Source organism: Bergeyella porcorum (assembly GCF_042427575.1).
GTDB classification, from domain to species: Bacteria; Bacteroidota; Bacteroidia; order Flavobacteriales; family Weeksellaceae; genus Bergeyella; species Bergeyella porcorum.
This window is the reverse complement of the sequence record NZ_JBHMFD010000007.1, coordinates 1-21,622: the sequence shown is the minus strand read 5'-3', so window position 1 is coordinate 21,622 and position 21,622 is coordinate 1. Positions and strand designations below refer to the sequence as shown.

Here is a 21,622-nt window from a genome sequence, read left to right as displayed (position 1 = left end):
AATGGCAGAAGTACAAGTACAAGAGAAAGGCGGCAAGGAAGGAAAAGTCCGCTCGAAAAAGCAGAGTACGAGGGTAGATATGACACCTATGGTGGACTTGGGATTTCTATTGATTACATTCTTTATGTTTACCACAACATTTAGTAAACCCAATGTGATGGATTTAGGACTTCCTGCAAGACCAAAGGACGGTCAGAAAGCTCCTGAAACCGAGATTAAACTTTCCAATTCTATTTCAATCCTTTTGGGTAAAGACAATAGAGTGTTTTGGCATCAACAAGACCAAGCTGGTCTTAATGACGCTACACTTAACGAAACCACAATGGATAGAGAGGGATTGAGAAAAGTGATAGAGCAAGCAAAAAATCGTGCGGCAGATCAGTCCAAATTTACGGTGATTATTAAGCCAACCGATGATGCGGTGTATAAAAACTTTGTGGATGTTTTAGATGAGATGGCAGTTACCAAAAATGAGCAGTATGGGGTTACCGATATTAAAGCTTGGGAGAAGCCAATCTATGAAGCTAAAGTAGGAAAACCAGCCACAAATTAATAGATTAAAAATTTTAGTATGGCAGATGAAACAAGATACGATGATAATCTAACCTTAGATGAAATCGTATTTGAAAACCGAAATAAAGCGTATGGTGCGTATGATCTTCGTACTTCATACCCGAAAATTCTAACCAAAGCGTTAGTAATAGGGACTTTGCTTTTCGTGACTTTCGTGGTAACGCCTCTCGTTGTAGCAAGGATTAAAGCATTGAACGCTCCAGAAAAAACGGAAGTAGATGCAAATCTTATGGAGATATTAGAGGAAGAGCCTATAATAGAAGAGGTGAAGGAGAACGAGCCACCGCCACCACCGCCACCACCAAAAGAAGAACCGGAACAAATAGAGGTGATTCAGAATGTGGTGCCAGAACCTAAGAAAGAGCCTAAAGTGGAAACTCCTCCACCGCCAATTACCAAGCAGTTGGAAACTACTACGGGGTTGGTAGCTCAGGAGGGTGTAAAAGCTCCATCTTATACACCGCCACCACCACCGCCATCCACAGGAACCAAGCAAACTACTGTAGAGGTAGCAAAGCCAGCTCCAAGTACTACTGAAATTTATACCTCAGTGGATCAGGAGTCAGAGTTTCCAGGAGGTATTAATAGTTTTAGAAATGAGGTTTCTAATAACTTTGATGGCTCAGCAATGGAAGGTGGAGAAGGTACTCTTAAAACAGAGATTACTTTCGTAGTAGAGAGAGATGGTTCTATTACGCAGGTTAAAGCTACGGGGTCTAACTCAGATTTTAACAGAGAAGCGGAAAGAACAGTGAAGTCTATCAGAAAGAAATGGACTCCTGCAAAAATCAATGGGCAACCGGTTCGTTCTAGATTTAGGCTTCCGTTGACAATGAATTTTGAATAGAATTCTTTATAATAATTTTAAAAGAGAGGCTTCGGCTTCTCTTTTTTTTATATATTTGTTGTTATGATTTTTAATTGGTTATCCTTAGTTACAGGTTTTTTCTATATCGTGATGGGTGTTTTTGTAATACTTTACAAATTTTTCATCATTACCTTAGAACCTGCTGTCGCTTACGCTCTTGGAGCACTATTGGTTATTTATGGTTCCTTCAGAATCATTAGAGCGATTTATAGATTAAAAAATAAAAATGATGAGTAATTTTAAAAGAACGCTTGGGATTGTATTTTCTTTATTTTTGTTATTAGGAGGATTCGCCTCTTGCTCAAAAGAAGAACAATCCAAGAAAGATTTTGTATATAATAAAGGGAAGCTCACCATTCTTACAGATGATGCTTTCAAGAGTGTTGCTACTGCTATCGCGGAGGCTTACGCCATAAGATATCCAGAATCTGAAGTGAAGGTAGAAGTGAAGAAAGAAGATTTAGCATTTTTAGACTTGCTGAATCACCAGTCTAAGTTGGTGATTATGTCTCGTCAGCTATCAGAGAAAGAGATTAAAGAATATGAAAGGGTGGTAGATTTAAAATTTAATCCTGCTCATTTTGCCGCCGATGCTGTAGTTTTTGTGGTACCGAAGGATTCGCCTAAAGAGTTTATCACAGAAGAAGAGATAAAACAGGCGTTAAACTCAGAAGATAAGCCTTTGGTTTTTGATGGAACTAACTCTGGTAATCTCAATTTTGTAGCTCAGAAGTTTAATAAAAAGCCTACGGAGCTGAAATTTTCCACCATTTCTGGAAATGAAAATGTAATCAAAGAAATCTCTAAATACAGTGGTAAAATAGGGGTGGTGAGCCTTAATACCATCAGCCGCCCGTATGGTAAAGAAGCGATGAAGCTGAGGGAAATGGTAAAGGTATTGCCTGTGAAAAAAGATGGAAAACTCATTCAGCCAATGGCTCAAAATTTAATTGAATTTCAATATCCTTTTACCCGTGTGTTATACTTTTTATCCAATGAAGGAAACTTCGGGATTGCCAATGGGGTGATGCGTTTTGCGTGTACTCAGATAGGGCAAATTGTAGTAGAAAAAGAGGGATTGCAGCCCTATTACCTATTCAAGCGAGAGGTGGAAATGCGATAAATATCAGGTTTTGGAATGATAATTGTGTAAAGAATAAACATTAAGTGTAGATATAAAAATTAAAAATGAAGATTAATATGATTCAAGTTTCAAAGAAAATTGGTTTAGCGTCAGGCGTTTTATTATTCACCAACTTTGCTTATGCTCAGACTTTGCAAGATGGGATTGCTAGTTTAGATAGTCATAAATATGCAAAGGCTAAACAAATATTCACGGAGATGATAGCAAAAGCTCCTACGAATGCGGAAAATTATTTTTATTTAGGAAACTCTTATTTGTCCCAATTTGAACCTAATTTCGCTCAAGCGGAAGAAAATTTCAAAAAAGGATTAGCCGCTGATAGTAAAAGTTATTTGAACAGGATAGGTTTGGCTTCTATCAAGTTAGGAAAAGGTGATCGCTCTGGGATTGCAGACATTCAGAAAGTGGTATCAGATTCTAAAGAAAAAGATGCGGAAGTCCTTTTCAGAGCGGGGGAGGCTCTTACAATGTTTGAAAAGACCAATGCTGCAGACCTTGCCGTAGATTATCTGAACAAAGCTATAGAGAAAGCTCAGAAAGGTGGAGTGCCAGCCCATTATTATTACACCTTGGGAGATGCATATAGAATAAAAAAAGATGCAGGAAGTGCAATGACGGCTTATGACAAAGCTTCTGTAGTAGCAAAGAATAAAGCTTCTGTTTTCACAAGAATGGCAACGCTTTGGATGGCTGCTAATCAGTATAAATTAGCCGATGAAAACATCAAGAAAGCCTTGGCTGTAGATGCTACCTATGCACCAGCTTATAAGGCACAAGCGTTATACAACTATATCTTCCACGAAAATGCGAAGATGAAACAAAGCTTGGTAGAATATACTAAATACGCAGATGAAGACCCATATACCTTGTTGGAAATTGCCAAATTGCACTTTACCAATGAAGATTATGCTAACTCAAAATCGGTATTGAATTCTGTATTTGATAAAGTAGAAGATCCAATAAAGTATAAGCTGAGAGCTTATTTGGATTATGCTGATAAAAACTATGCTTCTGCACAGGAGAATATGAATAAATTTACCACAGTGGTAACGGATAAATCCAGAATACAGCCAGCAGATACGGGACTTCAAGGGTTGATTACTTTAGCAATGGCACAGACAGAGCAGGATGAGGCTAAGAAAAATCAGATGATAGCAGAAGCTCAGTCCAAAGTAGCTGTAGCGAAAAAGGCAGAGGATAAAACAATGGATTGGGATGCCGAGATGATGAAGGCACAAGGGGGAGCTATAAGCCAAGCCAGCGTAGATGCAGGGCCTACCAACGCCAAAATTGAAGAATGGAAAGCTAAAGTAGCAGCTAATCCAAAAGATGTGGATGCATTGGTGCAATTGGGAGCAGCATATCAAGAGGCTCAAAACTGGAATGGAGCGGTGGTTACTTGGGATAAGCTGATTGCCCTTACCCCTACTTGGGCTTATTCTTACTATGCGAAAGGTGTTGCGTTTCAGCAGATGCAAAGCCACGATTTGGCAGAAAGTGCTTACCAAAAATATATTGATGTGGTAATGGCTCAGAAGCCAGAAGAGCAGGCACAGAGTAAGGAAACTTTATCTTATGCTTACTTCTTGGTAGCATTCTACAATCAAGATAAGAATGTGGCGAAAGCAAAAGAATATGCAACGAAAGCTGTAGAATTGAATCCATCTTATCAAGATGCCATCAATCTGAAACAAGCGTTGGACGCTAAATAATAGATTTAAAATTATTTTAATCAAGCATCATCTGTAAGGGTGATGCTTTTTTTATGGAATGGACTTTTGAAATACAATGTTTAAATTCGTGAAAAATCATACCATTTAAACCTTTTCATTTCCCTTATTTTTCGTATACTTGTATATGGGAAGAAAGAGAACCTAGCAGAGCTTAAGAGTTACATACCTAAGGTGAGAGGATACAAATCGTCTAAACGCTTAGAAAGTTTGGTTCTTATCAAGTCAGACCAATATAAAAAATTGGAAAACTATGCCACCCGAAAAGGTGTGGATATAAACTATGCCAGAAAATGGCTAATGCCTAACTTAGCCGATTAGTAATAATTAATCCCTTCTCCATAGCGAGAGGGGATTTTTGGTATTTTGTTGTAAATATTTTTATATTTATCATCATTCATTGATGAACAGAGAATGATAGTTAAGTGATAATAGATTTATAGTATGCAAAAAGAAGATTTTTTACTTAAACATATAGAATTTTTCTTCAATTTACTGAAAAAAATTGTAGGGATAAATTTTGAAGATATTAAAATGGAGGAGTTAGAATCCATATATGATGAGTTTCTACGAAAGAACTTTGGTGTTAAAATTTATGAAATTGATGAGATAGAGATAGAGAAGTACAAGCATTTACTATTTGATGAATCTCATAGAAATATTATGGTTTTGTTTTTCTTGAGAATTTCAAAATTTTATCGGAAGAATCAACCAATACTTTCTGTAAAATATTTTGAACTTGCGAAAAAGATATCAGAATATCATTACAAAAGTGTAAAGCTCATAAAAGATAAAATAGATTTAGAAGTGGAGGAGCTATTCGAGGAATTGAAGCAAGATTAGGATGCTAGTGCCCTTTATCACTAAGAAGCTTTTATACTTATAAACTATGATGAAAAGATTTCCGTCCCAAAGGAATCGGGTATGTGAAGTTGGATATGGTTGAGTCCTTTGGGGCGGAAATGAGAAAGCTAAGATTTATTTGTTATCTTAGATGGTTGTTGTAAGTGATTGATATTTAACCTTTACCTTTGCTTGTGTTTTGTGATCTATCCATCAATTGTAAATTGGTTTCAGAAGTAATTAACTTTAACTCCGATAACAAATCTTGAATAGAAATGGTCTGTATGAATTCACTAAGTTCTTCAATTCGACTAGCTTCACTTAAATTTTTATAATCAATTTTATCTTTGATATATTCTCTTAACTTTTGGCTAATGAGATAGATGATAGGTAGTTGATTTTTGTTCGAGATCATTATATTGTAAAGAGGAGGATCATGGTCGATAGCTATTTGAGCTAATGTGTTTGTTTTGAGAGGGATTAGCGTAGTGTTATCAGATAATTTTGTGTAAACCATCTCTTTTGTGTTATCTTTTGTAATGATATATACCGCTTCGTTTTCTATAATCAGAGATGAAATTTGTGATAAGGATGTAGTGCCTTTTTCTGTAAAAACGATGATAGAATTGAGTAGATTGCCGAGCCAATCTCTAAAAATGTCTTGTTTATTTTGTTCCCTGAAAACACGAGTAATAAATCTAATAGGAAAAAAAATATCGGCATAACAACGATCTTGTGTTTTAATTCTACTGCTGAACACCTTGAGTAAATCTTTTTTAGGGTATTCTTGTATAATCTTTTTTTGAGATAATTCTTTGGAAGGTGTATCAACTTCTATACTGTCGGATATTTGATTTTTAATGTCATCGGAATCAGATGCAAATTGCTCAGCAAAGAAATCCAAGTAACTGAATAAAGCACTTTTATAGTTCTGAAGACTTTTTTTTGCTCTTCCTAAAATTTTATCTGCATCTTTACGAGATAAGGCATCAATAGCAGCTGTGATGTATTGAGATAGGATATTGTGATTTTTATTTTTGAATTCGAGATTTAATATTTCGAAAAAGCTAAATTTTTTTTCATTATGATTAAAAACAATAAGTTTGTTTACACTAGTAATGTAGCTCAAATATGACTTTGCTGAACTTTCTGAAGTTCTTTCCGTTCCAATGAGCCAGTTTTTGAATTCATCTTGTAGTAAAAAAGATTTCATTTTGTTGGAGTTTTAGATTAATATGATAAGTGGATGATAGTTGAAATATAGACCTTTTTAATAAAATAAAAAAAAGCTGACCGAAAAGTCACAATCCGCTTTATTTGTAATTTGTAAAGTGCTTATATACAAATATTTAAAATTATTAAAATTTCAAATTCGACACTTTTCGGACAGCCTCTTGTTGATTGTTTTTATATTGTAGTTAATCTTAAGGTATTGGTTCTGCCTTTTTCTCCAGCAGGCATCGCATTGAGATTGATAACGAAATCGCCATCTTCCACATAGCCCATATCTCGTACGATGGTATTCACTTGAATGATGGTTTCATCAGTAGATTTGTTGCTTTCATAGAGTACCGCTCTTACGCCCCAAAGGAGATTGAGCATCGTTACTACACGAGGATTTGAGCTAAATACAATAATGTGAGAATCTGGACGATGTGCGGAGATTTGGAAAGCCGTATAGCCAGAGTTGGTAAGTGTAACGATGGCTTCTATGGAGGTGGTTTTCGCAATTCTTACCGCTGCAAGACAAATTCTATTGGTGATGAAACGGTCATCTATACAATTAAACTCTTTCTCGATAGGTTCATTTTGGTTTTTATAGAAGTGGGTATTTTCAATATTCTTTACAATTTTAGCCATATTAGTTACCACCTCTACTGGATATTTCCCTACGGAAGTTTCCCCAGAAAGCATCACCGCATCTGCCCCGTCTAGCACGGAGTTGGCAACATCGTTTACCTCTGCACGGGTTGGGGTAAGGCTGGTAATCATCGTTTCCATCATTTGTGTAGCAATGATTACAGGCTTGGCATAGCGTCTTGCTTTTTCTACAAGATTTTTTTGGATGGCAGGGACTTCCTCCATTGGTACTTCCACACCAAGGTCCCCTCTCGCTACCATTAGCCCATCACATTCTAGAAGGATTTCGTCTATATTTTTTACGCCTTCTGGTTTTTCTATTTTGGCGATGATAGGCGTCTTTTGATTGTTGGTAGGGTGATTAGCGATTAATTTTTTCAAATCGATGATGTCCTGAGCGTGTCTTACGAAGGAAAGGGCAATCCAATCCAATTCTAAATCCAACATAAAATTGGCATCTTGGATGTCTTTCTCGGTAAGTGCAGGTAAAGATACATTGGTGTTAGGCAGGTTTACCCCTTTTTTAGAGCTTAGTGGTCCTCCTTGGATGGTAACTGCTCTTACGGTATCTCTTTCATTGGTCTCAATTACTTGAAGTACCAGTTTACCATCATCAATTAGGATTCTTTCGCCAGCTTTTACATCTTTTGGAAATTCTTGATAGGTCATATAGACTCTTTGAGAGTCCCCTTCTATTTTTTCATTGGTAAAGGTAAGAATATCGCCTGGATTAAGGTAAGAACCTTCTTTTACTACGCCAATTCTTAGTTTAGGACCTTGTAGGTCTCCTAAAATTCCCACCGAAGTACCCAGCTCTTTGTTCACTTCTCTAATGGTGTTCACATTGGTACGCACCAAGTCATAATCTGCGTGAGAGAAGTTGATTCGGAAGATATCTGCTCCCGCTTTGATAAGTTCTTTAATGGTTTCTTTGTTGGAAGAAGTAGGGCCTAATGTGGCAATTATTTTGGTCTTTTTAAGATATTTATTCATAATACTGTATGAGTTGATAGAGCTCATCATTGGAGCTTAGTCTATAGTCTTGAATTTGAAACAATAAAGATTCAGGGAGCAAAATTACGGAAAAATCAGCAAATGTATCAGAGGTTTTTATAATGTAATCTACATCTTTGTGTGTAGGAAGTAGCCATTGGGTTTCTTCTTCTTCTATGAAAAGCTCTGTAATCTCTTGTATTTGTTTGAACTCTGAGGACTGATTGGCAATAAATTGAAGGCAAGTCTTAGCTTCTGGAATATTAATTTCAAACCTTGGATAGCTATGTTGATAATAGGTGTTAGATATCTTTAGGTCATCAATTCTTTTAAACTGATTGCTGTTGATTTGATTGATGTGGAAAAATAACTCATAGTCTGGGAGGTGTTTGGAAAGCCTTACCAGTCCCCAAGTGATGATTTCTTCATCTTCGTCATCAAGAATCAAGTTTAGATTTTTCAAGGATATGTTCTTTTTTATTTAAGGTATAAAATGCCCTCTGAGCGGCTTTTTCTTCTGCTTTTTTCTTGGAGGATTCTGTAGCACAAGATATTTTTTTTCCATCAATCCATACACAACTTTTAAAACTAATGTGCTTGTTTTGATGCTCTTCTTGTGTATCATATCGCAGTTCCACCTTCTTTTTCTGCGACCATTCCAATAGGATGCTTTTATAACTGGCTATTTTGTTTTCAAGTTTTAATAACTCCTGCGGAGGAAGCAATTTTTTCAAGAGGATGTCTTGGCAAGTTTCATAGCCTAAATCCAAATAAATAGCTCCTATAAGTGCTTCAAATAGATTTCCCGAAATATTTTCACTTAGCACAGAAGTATTTCCAGCTTGGATAAGCTGGACAAGTTTTAGATTATCTCCAATTTTGTTTAGATTTTTTCTATTGACAATCTTGGATTTCATCTGTGTGAGGTAGCCTTCATTGGCATCGGGGTAGGTTTTGAATAGGTAGCAAGATATGGTACTTCCTAAAATGGAATCTCCTAAAAATTCTAATCTCTCGTAGTTTTCACCTTTTTTTGAAGAGGCTTTTAGAGTAAAAGCTTGGCGATATAGGCTTATGTCTTTAATCTCTTGTGCTATCATTTTAGAAATGTTAGTACTTAGAGCCAAGTCTTTTTCGGAGAGTTTCTTTCTTCGTTGTTTGATGAATTTAGAAAAGTATTTTCGCAACTCCATCTAAGAAATTTAAAAAATTAGATTTCCTTAAATAGAACGCAAGCGTTATGACCTCCAAATCCAAAGGTATTACTCATTGCTACTTTTACTTCTTTTTCTACCGCGTGGTTGAAAGTAAAGTTGAGACGGCTGTCAATTTTCTCATCATCGGTAAAGTGATTGATGGTAGGAGGCACCACATTGTGAATAATGGTATTAACAGCTGCAATAGCCTCTATAACGCCCGCAGCACCTAAGAGATGCCCCGTCATAGATTTAGTAGAGTTGATTTGAATATCGTAGGCGTGTTCTCCTAATAGTTTAGAAATGGCACTAGACTCTGCAATATCTCCTAACGGTGTGGAAGTACCGTGCATATTGATATGATCCACCTCATTGGCAGAAATACCAGCGTCTTCCAAGCAATTTTGCATCACAAGGTAAGCTCCTAAGCCTTCTGGATGTGGAGCGGTCATATGATAAGCATCTGCACTCATACCACCTCCTTTTAGTTCTGCATAGATGGTGGCACCGCGTTTTACAGCGTGTTCATACTCTTCTAGAATAATACAGCCTGCACCTTCACCCAACACAAATCCATCTCTGTCTTTGTCAAATGGTCTAGAAGCTGTGGTAGGGTCATCATTTCTCGTGGAAAGTGCCATCAGGGCATTGAAACCACCTACACCACTTGCCGTAACTGCTGCTTCTGAGCCACCACATACAATAACATCTGCCTTGCCTAGTTGGATAAGCATTTTAGAATCTATAATAGCATTGGCTGATGATGCACAAGCAGATACCGTAGTGTAATTAGGCCCGTGGAAACCATACTCCATAGAGATGTGTCCAGGGGTAATATCTGCAATCATTTTAGGAATAAAGAAAGGGTTAAAACGAGGAATATCGGTATTTGCCCAGCCCAAAACTTCTGTTTCAAAAGTTTCAAGACCACCAATGCCAGAGCCCCATATAACGCCAACTCTATTCTTGTTCAGCTCACCATTGAGAATGCCAGAATGTTCCACGGCTTCTCTAGCCGCTACAATTCCCAGCTGCGTGTTTCTATCCATTTTCTTGGCTTCTTTTCTATCGAAATGAGCCAAAGGATCAAAGTTTTTTACCTCGCAGGCGAACTTAGTTTTGAAGTTTGTGGCATCAAAAAGAGTAATTGGAGCAGCACCGCTCTTACCTGCTATGAGGCTTTCCCAGTATTCTTTTGCATTATTACCAATAGGTGTTATCGCACCAAAACCTGTTACAACTACTCTTTTTAATTCCATAACTTTAATTTAATCTGTAAAAAAATAAATTATTTGTTTACTACTTCTTCAATGTAAGCAATAGCGTGACCTACAGTTGTGATTTTTTCTGCTTGATCATCAGGGATTTGAATATTGAATTCTTTTTCAAATTCCATAATCAATTCCACAGTATCTAATGAATCAGCCCCTAAATCGTTAGTGAAGCTCGCTTCTGCAGTTACCTCTGTTTCTTCCACGTCAAGCTTATCAGCGATGATAGCTTTTACTCTTGATACAATGTCTGACATAATATTCTAATTTTAATAATTGTTAATTATGGTGCAAATATAAAAAAAACCTTTATCATAAATCATCTTTTTTTTACTTTTTGCTTCTGATGCAATTTTTTTCCCTTCTGGAGCAATTTAAAACCGATGGAATTTATTTCTATTTTTAAAAATCCGTACATTTGTGTTTTAATATCCTTATATAATATTATGAACAGTTTCGATAACGATGATGATGTGTTTACAGGGAAAGATCACACACCCCTAAGGGAAGATGCCTTCCAAATGTCACCCAATGAAAAAGTGGCTAAAATTGAAAGTCTTTTCGAGGAAATTATGCAAACACTCGGCTTGGATATGACCGATGATTCTCTGAAAGATTCCCCAAAGCGAGTGGCGAAAATGTATGTGAACGAAATTTTCGGAGGATTGCTTCCTGAAAATAAACCAAGCATCTCCACTTTTAAGAATAGCTATAAATACCGCCAAATGCTGGTGGAAAAAGATATTACGGTGTATTCTTTCTGCGAGCATCACTTTTTGCCAATCATCGGGAAGGCTCACGTAGCTTATATTTCTAATGGAGAGGTGATTGGTCTGTCAAAAATTAATCGTTTGGTAGATTATTATGCGAAACGCCCACAGGTGCAGGAGCGTCTTACGATGCAGATTGTTTCTGCCTTGAAGGAAGCTCTCGGAACCAAAGATGTGGCGTGTATTATAGATGCTAAACATCTCTGTGTGAACTGTAGAGGGATAAAAGATACGGCAAGTTCCACCATTACGGCAGAGCTTAGTGGTATATTCCGTACCAATCCGATTACTCGACAAGAGTTCTTACACTATGTAGGGATTCACTCGAAGTTGGATTAGGTGAAATTAAAAAAAATCAAATGTGGATGTGATAAAACTCATTAGGAAACTGAATGATAAAATAAATGAAATATGAACTGCAAAATATCCTTTCAGGAAAGAGCAAGATTAAGTATGGCGATGCTATCCAAACAATCATCAACTTCCTTAGAAGAAGCCAAGAAGCAGGCGGAATGGCTGAAAAGAAACAGCAAAATAAAAAACAAGAAGAAGAGAAGCTCATAGCGTGGATTGAGGATAATAATTTTTGGTGTTCGGAAATAGATTTTACCAAGTTTGTTTCAGAAGGTGCCGAGCAAAAAGTATATCTTAATAGCGATGAAGATGTAATTAAATTGAATGATTCTATTTATTATGAATTTTGGCTAGATTACTTTTATAATTTATTACTTAACAATTATTTTTTTCCAGATACAGCCTATGAACTTTTGGGTTTTTGTTTCAAAGATGATGTGCTCTACGCTGTTGTAAAACAAAAATATGTGAAAGCAACAGAACATACTAATCTAGAAAATGTTAAAAGTTTTATGCTGAATAATGGATTTAAACTCATTCGAAATAACGATTATATTAACGAAGATTTGGGAATTATTCTCGAAGATTTACACGATGAAAATGTATTGACATCCAATGGGATTTTAGCGTTTATTGATACTGTTTTTTATATCAATGAAAACTTTTGGATTTAATATTTTTTTTAATCATTTAATAATAAAACAATGCAACTCAAAATATACAACTCTCTTACGGGAGAAAAGGAAATTTTCAAGCCGATATTAGAAGGTAATGTTGGGATGTATGTCTGCGGGCCTACGGTGTATAGCAATGTGCATATGGGCAATGTGCGTACCTTTATGTCTTTTGATTTTATCTACCGAACGCTGATGCATCTCGGTTACAAAGTACGCTATGTAAGGAATATTACCGATGCTGGGCACCTTACCGATGATGGTGATGTGAATAATGACCGCTTTGTAAAACAATCTCGATTGGAGAAGCTAGAACCAATGGAAATCGTGCAGAAATACACGGTGGATTTCCATAATGTCTTAAAAACCTTCAACAATCTTCCTCCTAATATAGAGCCAACAGCAACGGGGCATATCATAGAACAATTGGAATTAACTAAAAATTTAGTTGAAAAAGGATTGGCATATGAAAGCAACGGTTCCGTTTACTTTGATGTGCTGGAATATAATAGGAGAGGACTCAATTACGGCGAACTATCCAAACGAAATATTGACGAGCTATTCGCTAATACCCGAGATTTGGATGGGCAACACGAAAAGAAAAATCCACAAGATTTTGCCCTTTGGAAAAAAGCTTCGCCAGAGCATATTATGAAATGGCCTTCCCCTTGGGGAGAAGGTTTCCCGGGCTGGCATTTGGAGTGCACAGCAATGAGCACTAAATATTTAGGTGAAACCTTTGATATCCACGGTGGAGGAATGGATTTGAAATTTCCACATCACGAGTGTGAAATAGCTCAAGGAAAAGCTTGCTATGGACACGCACCTGTGAACTACTGGATGCACGCCAATATGCTTACCCTCAACGGGCAGAAAATGAGTAAATCCACAGGGAATACCATTTTGCCAATGGAATTAATTTCGGGGGAGAATAACTTTTTCGAGAAAGGTTTTCATCCATCGGTGGTGCGGTTTTTCTTCCTTCAGGCTCATTATAGAAGCGTGGTAGATTTGTCAAACGATGCCCTTATTGCGAGTGAAAAAGGCTTTAATAGATTAATGGAAGCGGTAAAAATAGTCAATAGCCAACAGCCAATAGCCAATAGCCAACAGCCAACAGCCAACAGCGAATGGCTAAACTCTTGGAAACAAAAATGCTATGATGCTCTTACCGATGATTTTAACTCTCCGATTTTGATTTCACACCTGTTTGAAATGGTAAGTTTTATTTTCAAATTGAAAGATGGTAAAGAATCCATTTCGAAAGAAGATTTAGAAGATTTGAAAGCCACACTAAACGCTTTTGTATATGATGTTTTAGGACTTCAGAATGTGGAAGAAAGCAATAGTGAAAAGCTAGATGGTACATTGCAGGTCTTGATAGAGCTTCGCAATCAGGCTCGTAAGGCGAAAAATTTTGAACTTTCTGACCAAATTCGGGATAAGCTTCTTGCGGAAGGTATTGAACTGAAAGACGGTAGAGAAGGAACTACTTATGTGATTAATTAGAATGTATAAAAGCCTGTTGAAACTGTGTTCAATCAGGCTTTTTTTAGTTGTAAAGAGATGAAATCGTTATACGCTTGTTGTTTTAGTTTATGGTGTTTTGTGAATGTTATTTCACAAACCAAGGTTAATCATCACGAGGAGCAAGTCTGGATAGGCTATATGACGACGGCAAAACTATCAGAACGATTTGGCCTGTGGAATGATGTGCATTGGGCAAGTGAAAATTTTTTCATATCAAGGCACGGGCTTACTTATTCGTTATTGCCTAATATGTCTGTAGCGGGCGGCTTTGCTTGGGGTTTTTTGGGTGTTTCAGATGGTTCTTTAGAGAGGTTAGAGCTTAGACCTTGGGGGCAAGTGGTTTGGTCGCAATCGTCAAGGGATGATTGGCAGATACAGCAACGCATTCGCTACGATGCTCGGTTTAAGCAACAATATGTACAAGGAAATTTGATTGATGGTGCATTTGATTTTAACCATCGGGTGAGGTATATGCTGAGCGTTAAGAAAAGCTTAAACGGGCAACCGCTGAGGGAAACCCCGTGGTTTGCAGCGTTGAATAATGAGGTGCTTCTCAATTTTGGCGATACCATCAAAAATAATAATCTAGACCAGACAAGGACGAGTCTATTTATAGGAAAGAATTTCAAAAAAAGTACGGTGCAGGTAGGCTATATGTATCGGTATGTTCCTCAGAGTACACCTGCTACTTATAAGCGTTATCACGCTCTTACATTGTGGATTTTCCAGAATTTTGATTTTAGAAAAAATAAGAACACTGAAGTCGCTCATTGATGTTGATTCTTTATGAAGTTTTGAATGAAAAGTGTTTTGAAAAAAAACTTTAACTATTAATAATCAATTGATTGTATGGTGGTGTGGAGAGGGTGCTTCGGTTTTTGCGAGCTGTATTAACGCTTTGATAAGGGATTGATAACTAAATGTTAAACTATCAAAAATCATATCTTGAATAAGAAATTGTAAGAATATATTTGGTAAATTGCGTACTCAAATGTATTGTTTATGAAGCTTTATTTTAACATAAATTTCAATACCAAGTTGGGCGAGAAACTTCAGCTTTTGGTTTTGGAAGAAGGACAAGCACCTCAGATTCATTTCTTGAACTATTCGGAAAATGGCAATTGGAAAGCGGAGGTAGATTATTTTTCAAAAACTTTGGAATATAAGTATCAATTGACCGATGAAGGGGGTAATATCTTGGATGAAGAGTTGGCTTACCACCATCTCAATCTGGTGCATAACTATGATGAATACCGTATCTTTGATGCTTGGAACTCAAAGAATTTTCCAGAAAATTATCTGAACAATAAGATTCTGAAAAATAAATTAAGCCACTTCAAACCAGAAAAGGTATCGGTGCTGAAAAAGCATACCCATCTCTTTCGTATAGAAGCACCTATCTATAATCCTAATTGGCGGGTGGTGCTATTAGGTAGTGTGGAGGCTCTTGGGCATTGGGAATATCTGCGAACCGTTCCTATGATGCAGACGGATTTTGGTATTTGGGAAGCTATTGTGGAAATCCCAGAAAATACCATTATTCACTACAAATATGGATTGATGGATGTGCATAGTGGAGATGTTTTTGATGTAGAATATGGTGGCAATAGAGAGGCGCTTCCTAATACTGAAAGTAATGTGTTACAAATTCAGGCAGACCATTATTTCAGATTCAAGGCCAATGAGCTGTACCACGCAGCGGGAGTTGCAGTACCTGTTTTTGCATTGAGAACAGACAAAGGCTTTGGGGTGGGAGAGTTTTCAGATTTAAAAGAATTAGCAGATTGGGCAAAGGACACCAATTTGGGGATTATTCAGATTCTTCCTATCAATGATACTACTGCCAATTTTACTTGGACAGATTCTTATCCTTATGCTGCCATTTCGGTATATGCCTTGCATCCACAGTATTTATCCATAGAGCAATTAGAATATGCTTTACCGAAGAATTTAGAGAAAGAATATCAAACTAAAAAAACAGAGCTCAATGCTTTAAGTCTTATCGATTATGAGCAAATGATTTCTGGGAAATGGAAATATGTTCGTGCGATTTTTGATGCCAATAGAGAGAGTATATTAAAAGATAAGAACTTTAAAAAATTCCAAAAGGAAAACGAAGCGTGGCTGTATCCTTATGCTGCGTTCTGTGTTCAGAGGGATAAATACAACACGCCTAATTTTAACGATTGGAAAACGCACAAGAAATATGTGGCGGGTAAAGTAGCACCATTGTTCAAAGACAATCATAAAGAATATGCAGAGGTAATGTTGCATTGCTGGGTACAATATCAGCTTCATTTGCAGCTTAAAGATGCTATAGATTACACCCACAGTTTAGGGATTTCGGTAAAAGGTGATTTACCTATCGGAATATACCGATATTCTGTGGAAGCGTGGACAGAGCCAGAGCTCTTCGGAATGGATTTCCAAGCGGGAGCACCACCAGATCAGTTTACAGATTTGGGGCAAAACTGGGAGTTTCCTACCTACAATTGGGAAGCTATGAAGGCTGATGGCTATCAATGGTGGAAAAACAGATTCAAAGCATTGGAACAGTATTTTGATGCGATGAGGATAGACCATATTCTCGGATTTTTTAGAATTTGGCGTATGCCGATTTCTGCTACCCAAGGGATTTTAGGGTATTTTTATCCTGCTATTCCTGTAAGGATAGAAGAGTTCCAAGCAAGACATATTCCTTTTGATTACAACAGATATTGTAAACCTTACATCAATGATCAAATGCTTTGGGATTACTTCGGTTATGAAAAAGATGTGATTCAGAATCATTTTATGAATAACCACTTTGATGGTACCTACACCTTCAAAGAAGCGTTTGATACCCAGAGAAAACTGAAAGATTATTTTGAAAAGCATCCGCACGATTGGGTGGAAGAGAAGCTCATTGCTCTGTGTGCCAATGTACTGTTCTTAGAAGAAGAGAAAGACAATGGTGAGAAAGTGTATCACCCAAGGTTTAATGTAGCCAAAACGGATTCTTACAGATACCTTTCCGATTGGGAAAAACAAGCCATTGATGAGCTTTATGTAGATTATTTTTTCCGTAGACAAGATGGGCTTTGGTATCAGAGTGCAATGGAAAAATTACCAATGATTCTGAATGCTACAGATATGTTGATTTGTGGAGAGGACCTAGGTTTGGTGCCAGATTGCGTACCTATAGTAATGGATAGATTGGCGATTACCGCTCTGAAAGTGCAAAGGATGCCAGCTGATGATTCTCTTTGGTATGATCCTAAAAATGCGGGGTATCTCAATGTAGTGACGGCATCTTCGCACGATAGCTCTACACTTCGCCAATGGTGGTATGAAGATAGAGATTTGATTCAGAATTATTTCAACAATCAGTTGCATCAGTTTGGTTCAGCACCAGGGGAATTGCTTCCAGAGTTGGCAGAGATTATTATGCTCCAGCATTTGTATAACGATGCGATGCTTGCTATTTTCCCAATCCAAGAATTTTTAGCAACAGACTATCATTTGAGAAATGAAAAAGTAGATGAAGAGCGTATCAATATCCCTGCGATATTTCCACATTATTGGAGGTACAGGATGCACCTTAGTCTAAGTGAACTGAAACAACAGACCGATTTCAATCAGAAAATTGCCCATTGGGTAGAAGATTCTGGAAGGAAATAGTTTTTGAAGTGTTTAAAGGATGAAAATCAGACCTATATTTTGGGTCTGATTTTTATTTTGCGACAGAGCGTTGTTTAACTTTTATATTCATATCACATCAAAAGATAGAAGATGAAAAAAGGCACGAAATTAGTAGTGTCAATACCGAAAATAATTTTAATAATAAAAACACTGAAATGAAAAATATATTTTTAACCTTAGGGATAGGACTTTTGGCTACAAGTTGTGTGATGTATAGCGAGCCCAATGCAGGAAATGTCTATCGTAATGGAGGATACGCGGACAATAACCAGTGGAATAACGGCTATAGCAACAACGGTTATTTCCCAGATGATTATTATTATGAATATCCAAACGATTATTATAGAGATGATTACTATCAAAGTTTTTATAATGATTATCATCAAAGTATTGCAATGGTCAATTGGAATAGTTTTTTTAGAGAAATGAGCTTAACGCAGATGCAGATTAATGCCATATTGGATTTGAATAATCAGTTTGCTACATTTGGCGTTTGGAATAACTATTATAGGATGAATCCTAACCGATGGTATTATGATAGATTCTATGCCTTAGAAAGAATTTTGGGAAGTAGAGTGTATGCAGTCTATATCAATAGATATTACCGGGGAGTGAGCCCTGTAACTTTTTATGTAAATTATTGGCAAACGCATTATCGCCCAAGGTATTACAATTACTATGTGGTGCCGCAATATAGAAATGTGAATATCAATAATTATCGAGTAGATAGAGAGGTTTATCATAGAAATGTAGGAACTAACTATGGCTGGAATCAACCAAGAAGCAATTCTTATAACCCGGGTGGATTCAAGGAAAATAATAGCAGAACATATTCTGGAAGCAATACCAATACCCAGCGAGTAGGAGGTTTTAGAACGGAAACTAATGCTACAGGGCGTACAGCACCACAGCCATCTACGCAGAGCAGTAGAAGCGGAGGCTACCGAGCAGAAACAACTACCAGAACGCAAACCCCTGCTAATAGTAATAGAAGTGGAGGTTTCCGAACCGAAAGTTCGTCTCAAAGTAGCACGGCACGCCAGCAGCCTTCATCTAATAGTAGTAGAAACTCTGGGATGAGAACGGCTCCATCTAATGGCAATAGAAGTACAAGCGGTACATCAAGCTCTTCTTCACGCAGTGGCTCTTCATCTGGAAACAGAACAGGAGGAGGAAGATTTTAAAAACTAAATCAAAAGAAAGGCTGTCTCAAAAGTGAGGCAGCCTCTTTTTAGTATTTCGTAGGAAAACTTATTTCCATTTGATATTGCAACCTAAGCTTGGTTTTTGGAATTCCTCTTGAGGTTCGCCTGCCAAGAGATTTTCAAAGGCTACAATGAGGTCTTCGCCTGTGATTTCTTTGGTATTTCCTGGGCGGGAATCGTCCATTTGTCCACGATAGATGAGGTCTAGTTTTTCATCAAAAAAGAAGAAATCTGGCGTGCAAGCAGCATCATAAGCCTTGGCAATGCTTTGGCTTTCATCGTAAAGATAAGGGAAATCAAATTTTCTTTCGATTTGAAATTCTATCATCTTTTCAGGAGAATCCGCAGGATATTTTTCCACATCATTAGAATTGATAGCGATGAATTCTATACCTTTTTCATTATAATCCTCGTAAAGTTCCGTTAGTTTATCAATAATATGAAGCACGAAAGGACAATGGTTGCACATAAAAATCACCAGCGTCCCCTTTTCACCTTTCAAGTCTTCCAAGGATTGTATTTCATTGCTATGCGAGGGGTTGGGAAGTTCAAAGAAAGGGGCTTTTGTTCCCAAAGGAAGCATATTAGATGGAGTATCTGCCATTTTTTTTCAATTTAAAATTAAAAATTAAGTTTTTCTGAAAGCAAAGATAAGGATTCTTTCAATGGGTTTTGAAAATTTACCCAATGAATATGCTCTTCTTTTCGGTACCAAGTAAGCTGGCGTTTGGCAAATCTTCTAGAATTTTTTTTAATCTCCTCGATGGCAAAATTCAAATCCCACGCCCCATTAAAATATTGGAAGAGTTCCTTGTAGCCTACGGTTTGTAGGGCGGTTTTGTCTTGATAAGGAATGAGTTTTTGGGCTTCTTCCAAAAGTCCATTTTCCATCATCTTGTCCACGCGTTGATTAATGCGTTCGTAGATGGTTTCTCGTGGAGCTTCAATACCGATTCTGATGGTACGGAAGGCTCTTTCGTGTTTGGGTTGGGCAATAAGTTCTGAATATAGGGAGCCTGTTTGCCAGATGACATCTATCGCTCTGAGTAGCCGCCGTGGGTTGTTTTTATCCACGATGCAGAAATAAGGCTCATCCAATTGTTTCAGTAATTGTTGTAATGCTTCTATGCCTTCTTCTTGCCATATTTTTAGAAGCTGTTTTTGGTTTTGTTCATTGGCGTCGGGTAAATCGTTAAGCCCTTCTATCACCGCTTTTTCATACATCATACTGCCTCCTACCATAATGATGGTGTCGTGTTTTTGAAACAGTGAATCTAATTTTTGAAGGGCATCGATTTCAAACTGACCGATGGAATAATCATCAGTTACGGATAAATTTCCGATGAAATGATGCGGAATTTCATTCAGCTCTTCGGGGGAGGGTGCTGCCGTGCCAATGGGCATTTCTTTGAAAAACTGCCGAGAGTCGCACGAGATGATTTCTGTGCTGAAATGCTTTGCCAAGTCTATGCCCAATCGGGTCTTGCCAATGCCTGTGGTGCCAACGATGGAGATAAGGTTTTTCACTCTACAAAGGTCTTGATTTTTTTATAAATAAAAAATATAGTCTTTACTAATAAAATTTGCTCATTTCCAAAAAACTCTTACCTTTGCCCCATTCTTATGAAACACAATATCCACACATTACAAATTTCTGAAAAAAACTACCTCAATAATTTGGTGGTTTCGGATAATTGTGTAAACACACACACACACACACACACACACACACACACACACACACACACAGACTCACCGTCGCTATACCTTAGTATAGACGCGTGCCTGTGCGTATTTTACAAAAATAATTTTGAAATAACAAATAAGCCCAAAAAATATTTTTTGGGCTATTCTGCTATCCAAAAGTCTTCAGCCCCCTTTCCCCCGAAGGGGGCAAAGGCTCTAATACTATTACCACTCCCTTCAACTAATTCTCCACCTTCGGTGAGACAATGGAGCTTATCCTTCACGGTAATAGATATTTCACCGCCAAGACGCGAAGTTGGTTGATTGCTATAAATTTAGAGATTAGAGGTCAGATGCTAGATGTTAGAAAAAAGTCTTTTCTCTTTCTTCTTTTCTCTTTCTTCAAACCAACTCAAAACTTAAAACTCAGCACTCAAAACTTTTAAAAATATGCCAGTAAAATTTAAAACCATTCAGAAGTCGCAGCCAGGTGTTGCTGGTGGAGGCGATAAGAAGTTCTACGCGAGCCCTGTCTATACAGGTGAAATTACGCTAGAACAACTCACAGAAAGAATAGAAAAAATCTCTACCGTAAGTGGTGCAGACATCCGTGCGGTGCTGTATGCCTTGGTAGATGTAATCCCCGCAGAGCTTGCCAATAGCCAGATAGTAAGGGTGGGAGACTTAGGCTCTTTCCGACTGAGCATCGGCAGCGAGGGCAAAGAGAAGGAAGAGGAGGTTACCGCATCAGGTATCAAATCTTCCAAAATTATCTTTACCCCAGGTAGCAAAATCAAGGCGATGCAAAACAACTTGAAATACGAGAAGGCATAGGCTGAAAAACGCCAAGCTTGCCGAGGAAGATTTCCTAGTTAGGAAATTATATTTTCCTAGTTAGGGAATTTTCTGGGAGTTAGAGGTTAGATGCTAGAAGTTAGAGGTTAGAGGTTAGAGGTTAGAAGGATAGATAGTTACTAGTTGACGGTTGTCGGTTGATTGTGAAAACTTAAAATTGTTAAAAAGCTAGAAGGATATAAAGCTAAGAAGTTAGAAAGATAGATGGTTGATAGTAAAAACTCAGCACTTGATAAAAGTCTTTTCTCTTTCTTCAAATAAAACTCAAAACTATAAAAAAGCTAAGAGGCTAGCACACTGATAGAGCGTTAAAAGAAGGAAAAAATGATTTTTTCGTTCGTGTTTAAAAAGTTAATAAAGTTGTGTGTTAAAAGTTTTATCAGACTAGC

22 protein-coding genes are annotated in these 21,622 nt (G+C 37.3%); 14 read left to right on the top strand and 8 right to left on the bottom strand.

What is annotated here, in order from left to right:
- Nucleotide 1 precedes the first annotated feature (1 nt).
- The 7 genes from ACFFUE_RS03445 to ACFFUE_RS03415 all read left to right on the top strand — a co-directional run bounded on the left by ACFFUE_RS03445 (nucleotide 2) and on the right by ACFFUE_RS03415 (nucleotide 5,158).
- Nucleotides 2-553: an ExbD/TolR family protein gene (locus tag ACFFUE_RS03445; RefSeq protein ID WP_376832822.1), complete on the top strand. Its 552-nt coding sequence runs from the start codon at nucleotides 2-4 to the stop codon at nucleotides 551-553.
- Nucleotides 554-571: 18 nt separating this feature from the next.
- The gene (locus ACFFUE_RS03440) at nucleotides 572-1,420 is read left to right on the top strand and encodes an energy transducer TonB (RefSeq protein WP_376832821.1); all 849 of its coding nucleotides are present in this window, start codon (nucleotides 572-574) and stop codon (nucleotides 1,418-1,420) included.
- A 63-nt stretch (nucleotides 1,421-1,483) separates the two neighbouring features.
- Nucleotides 1,484-1,678 carry a C4-dicarboxylate ABC transporter gene (locus ACFFUE_RS03435; protein WP_327985198.1) on the top strand — a complete coding sequence of 65 codons (195 nt, stop codon included), beginning with the start codon at nucleotides 1,484-1,486 and terminating at the stop codon, nucleotides 1,676-1,678.
- Nucleotides 1,668-2,564, top strand: coding sequence for a PstS family phosphate ABC transporter substrate-binding protein (locus ACFFUE_RS03430; protein ID WP_376832820.1), 897 nt, complete (start codon nucleotides 1,668-1,670; stop codon nucleotides 2,562-2,564). Before ACFFUE_RS03435 ends, ACFFUE_RS03430 begins: the two co-directional genes overlap by 11 nt.
- A 65-nt stretch (nucleotides 2,565-2,629) precedes the next feature.
- A complete protein-coding gene (locus tag ACFFUE_RS03425) occupies nucleotides 2,630-4,297 on the top strand; it encodes a tetratricopeptide repeat protein (protein ID WP_376832819.1) in 1,668 nt (555 codons plus the stop codon).
- A 192-nt stretch (nucleotides 4,298-4,489) separates the two neighbouring features.
- Entirely contained in the window at nucleotides 4,490-4,636 is a 147-nt protein-coding gene (locus ACFFUE_RS03420; RefSeq protein ID WP_376832818.1) for a hypothetical protein, read from the top strand.
- 123 nt (nucleotides 4,637-4,759) lie between these two features.
- Nucleotides 4,760-5,158, top strand: coding sequence for a hypothetical protein (locus tag ACFFUE_RS03415; RefSeq protein WP_376832817.1), 399 nt, complete (start codon nucleotides 4,760-4,762; stop codon nucleotides 5,156-5,158).
- A gap of 175 nt (nucleotides 5,159-5,333) precedes the next feature.
- Here ACFFUE_RS03415 and ACFFUE_RS03410 read toward each other — a convergent pair whose 3' ends face one another.
- From ACFFUE_RS03410 to ACFFUE_RS03385, 6 genes are all read right to left on the bottom strand, one after another.
- Nucleotides 5,334-6,371 (bottom strand): hypothetical protein, encoded by a 1,038-nt coding sequence (locus tag ACFFUE_RS03410; protein ID WP_376832816.1) that lies wholly within the window; start codon nucleotides 6,369-6,371, stop codon nucleotides 5,334-5,336.
- Between the two features lie 194 nt (nucleotides 6,372-6,565).
- A complete protein-coding gene (gene pyk, locus ACFFUE_RS03405; RefSeq protein WP_376832815.1) occupies nucleotides 6,566-8,011 on the bottom strand; it encodes a pyruvate kinase in 1,446 nt (481 codons plus the stop codon).
- Nucleotides 8,004-8,474, bottom strand: a complete 471-nt coding sequence (locus ACFFUE_RS03400) for an IPExxxVDY family protein (protein WP_327985192.1) — start codon at nucleotides 8,472-8,474, stop codon at nucleotides 8,004-8,006. Before ACFFUE_RS03400 ends, pyk begins: the two co-directional genes overlap by 8 nt.
- The gene (rnc, locus tag ACFFUE_RS03395) at nucleotides 8,449-9,204 is read right to left on the bottom strand and encodes a ribonuclease III (protein ID WP_376832814.1); all 756 of its coding nucleotides are present in this window, start codon (nucleotides 9,202-9,204) and stop codon (nucleotides 8,449-8,451) included. Before rnc ends, ACFFUE_RS03400 begins: the two co-directional genes overlap by 26 nt.
- Nucleotides 9,205-9,221: 17 nt before the next feature.
- Nucleotides 9,222-10,466 (bottom strand): beta-ketoacyl-ACP synthase II, encoded by a 1,245-nt coding sequence (gene fabF / locus ACFFUE_RS03390; protein ID WP_376832813.1) that lies wholly within the window; start codon nucleotides 10,464-10,466, stop codon nucleotides 9,222-9,224.
- Nucleotides 10,467-10,495: 29 nt separating this feature from the next.
- Entirely contained in the window at nucleotides 10,496-10,735 is a 240-nt protein-coding gene (locus ACFFUE_RS03385) for an acyl carrier protein (protein ID WP_327985189.1), read from the bottom strand.
- A 189-nt stretch (nucleotides 10,736-10,924) separates the two neighbouring features.
- Between ACFFUE_RS03385 and folE the strand changes: the two genes are divergently transcribed.
- From folE to ACFFUE_RS03355, 6 genes are all read left to right on the top strand, one after another.
- Nucleotides 10,925-11,587, top strand: a complete 663-nt coding sequence (folE, locus tag ACFFUE_RS03380; RefSeq protein WP_376832812.1) for a GTP cyclohydrolase I FolE — start codon at nucleotides 10,925-10,927, stop codon at nucleotides 11,585-11,587.
- 65 nt (nucleotides 11,588-11,652) lie between these two features.
- Nucleotides 11,653-12,276 (top strand): putative polyvalent protein kinase domain-containing protein, encoded by a 624-nt coding sequence (locus tag ACFFUE_RS03375; RefSeq protein ID WP_376832811.1) that lies wholly within the window; start codon nucleotides 11,653-11,655, stop codon nucleotides 12,274-12,276.
- 30 nt (nucleotides 12,277-12,306) lie between these two features.
- Nucleotides 12,307-13,785 carry a cysteine--tRNA ligase gene (gene cysS, locus ACFFUE_RS03370; protein ID WP_376832810.1) on the top strand — a complete coding sequence of 493 codons (1,479 nt, stop codon included), beginning with the start codon at nucleotides 12,307-12,309 and terminating at the stop codon, nucleotides 13,783-13,785.
- A 57-nt stretch (nucleotides 13,786-13,842) separates the two neighbouring features.
- Nucleotides 13,843-14,580: a DUF2490 domain-containing protein gene (locus ACFFUE_RS03365; protein ID WP_376832809.1), complete on the top strand. Its 738-nt coding sequence runs from the start codon at nucleotides 13,843-13,845 to the stop codon at nucleotides 14,578-14,580.
- 228 nt (nucleotides 14,581-14,808) lie between these two features.
- On the top strand, nucleotides 14,809-17,466 hold the full coding sequence (locus ACFFUE_RS03360) for a 4-alpha-glucanotransferase (RefSeq protein ID WP_376832808.1): 2,658 nt from the start codon (nucleotides 14,809-14,811) through the stop codon (nucleotides 17,464-17,466).
- A gap of 176 nt (nucleotides 17,467-17,642) precedes the next feature.
- On the top strand, nucleotides 17,643-18,671 hold the full coding sequence (locus ACFFUE_RS03355; RefSeq protein WP_376832807.1) for a hypothetical protein: 1,029 nt from the start codon (nucleotides 17,643-17,645) through the stop codon (nucleotides 18,669-18,671).
- 67 nt (nucleotides 18,672-18,738) lie between these two features.
- On the opposite strand, the gene ACFFUE_RS03350 is transcribed toward ACFFUE_RS03355, so the two are convergent.
- Together ACFFUE_RS03350 and miaA are read right to left on the bottom strand one after the other, a co-directional pair.
- Complete coding sequence (locus ACFFUE_RS03350) at nucleotides 18,739-19,296, bottom strand: thioredoxin family protein (RefSeq protein ID WP_327985183.1); 558 nt, start codon at nucleotides 19,294-19,296, stop codon at nucleotides 18,739-18,741.
- Between the two features lie 17 nt (nucleotides 19,297-19,313).
- Nucleotides 19,314-20,219, bottom strand: coding sequence for a tRNA (adenosine(37)-N6)-dimethylallyltransferase MiaA (gene miaA, locus ACFFUE_RS03345; protein ID WP_376832806.1), 906 nt, complete (start codon nucleotides 20,217-20,219; stop codon nucleotides 19,314-19,316).
- A gap of 609 nt (nucleotides 20,220-20,828) precedes the next feature.
- On the opposite strand from miaA, the gene ACFFUE_RS03340 reads away from it, so the two are divergent.
- Nucleotides 20,829-21,212 carry an HU family DNA-binding protein gene (locus tag ACFFUE_RS03340; RefSeq protein ID WP_376832805.1) on the top strand — a complete coding sequence of 128 codons (384 nt, stop codon included), beginning with the start codon at nucleotides 20,829-20,831 and terminating at the stop codon, nucleotides 21,210-21,212.
- Nucleotides 21,213-21,622 lie beyond the last annotated feature (410 nt).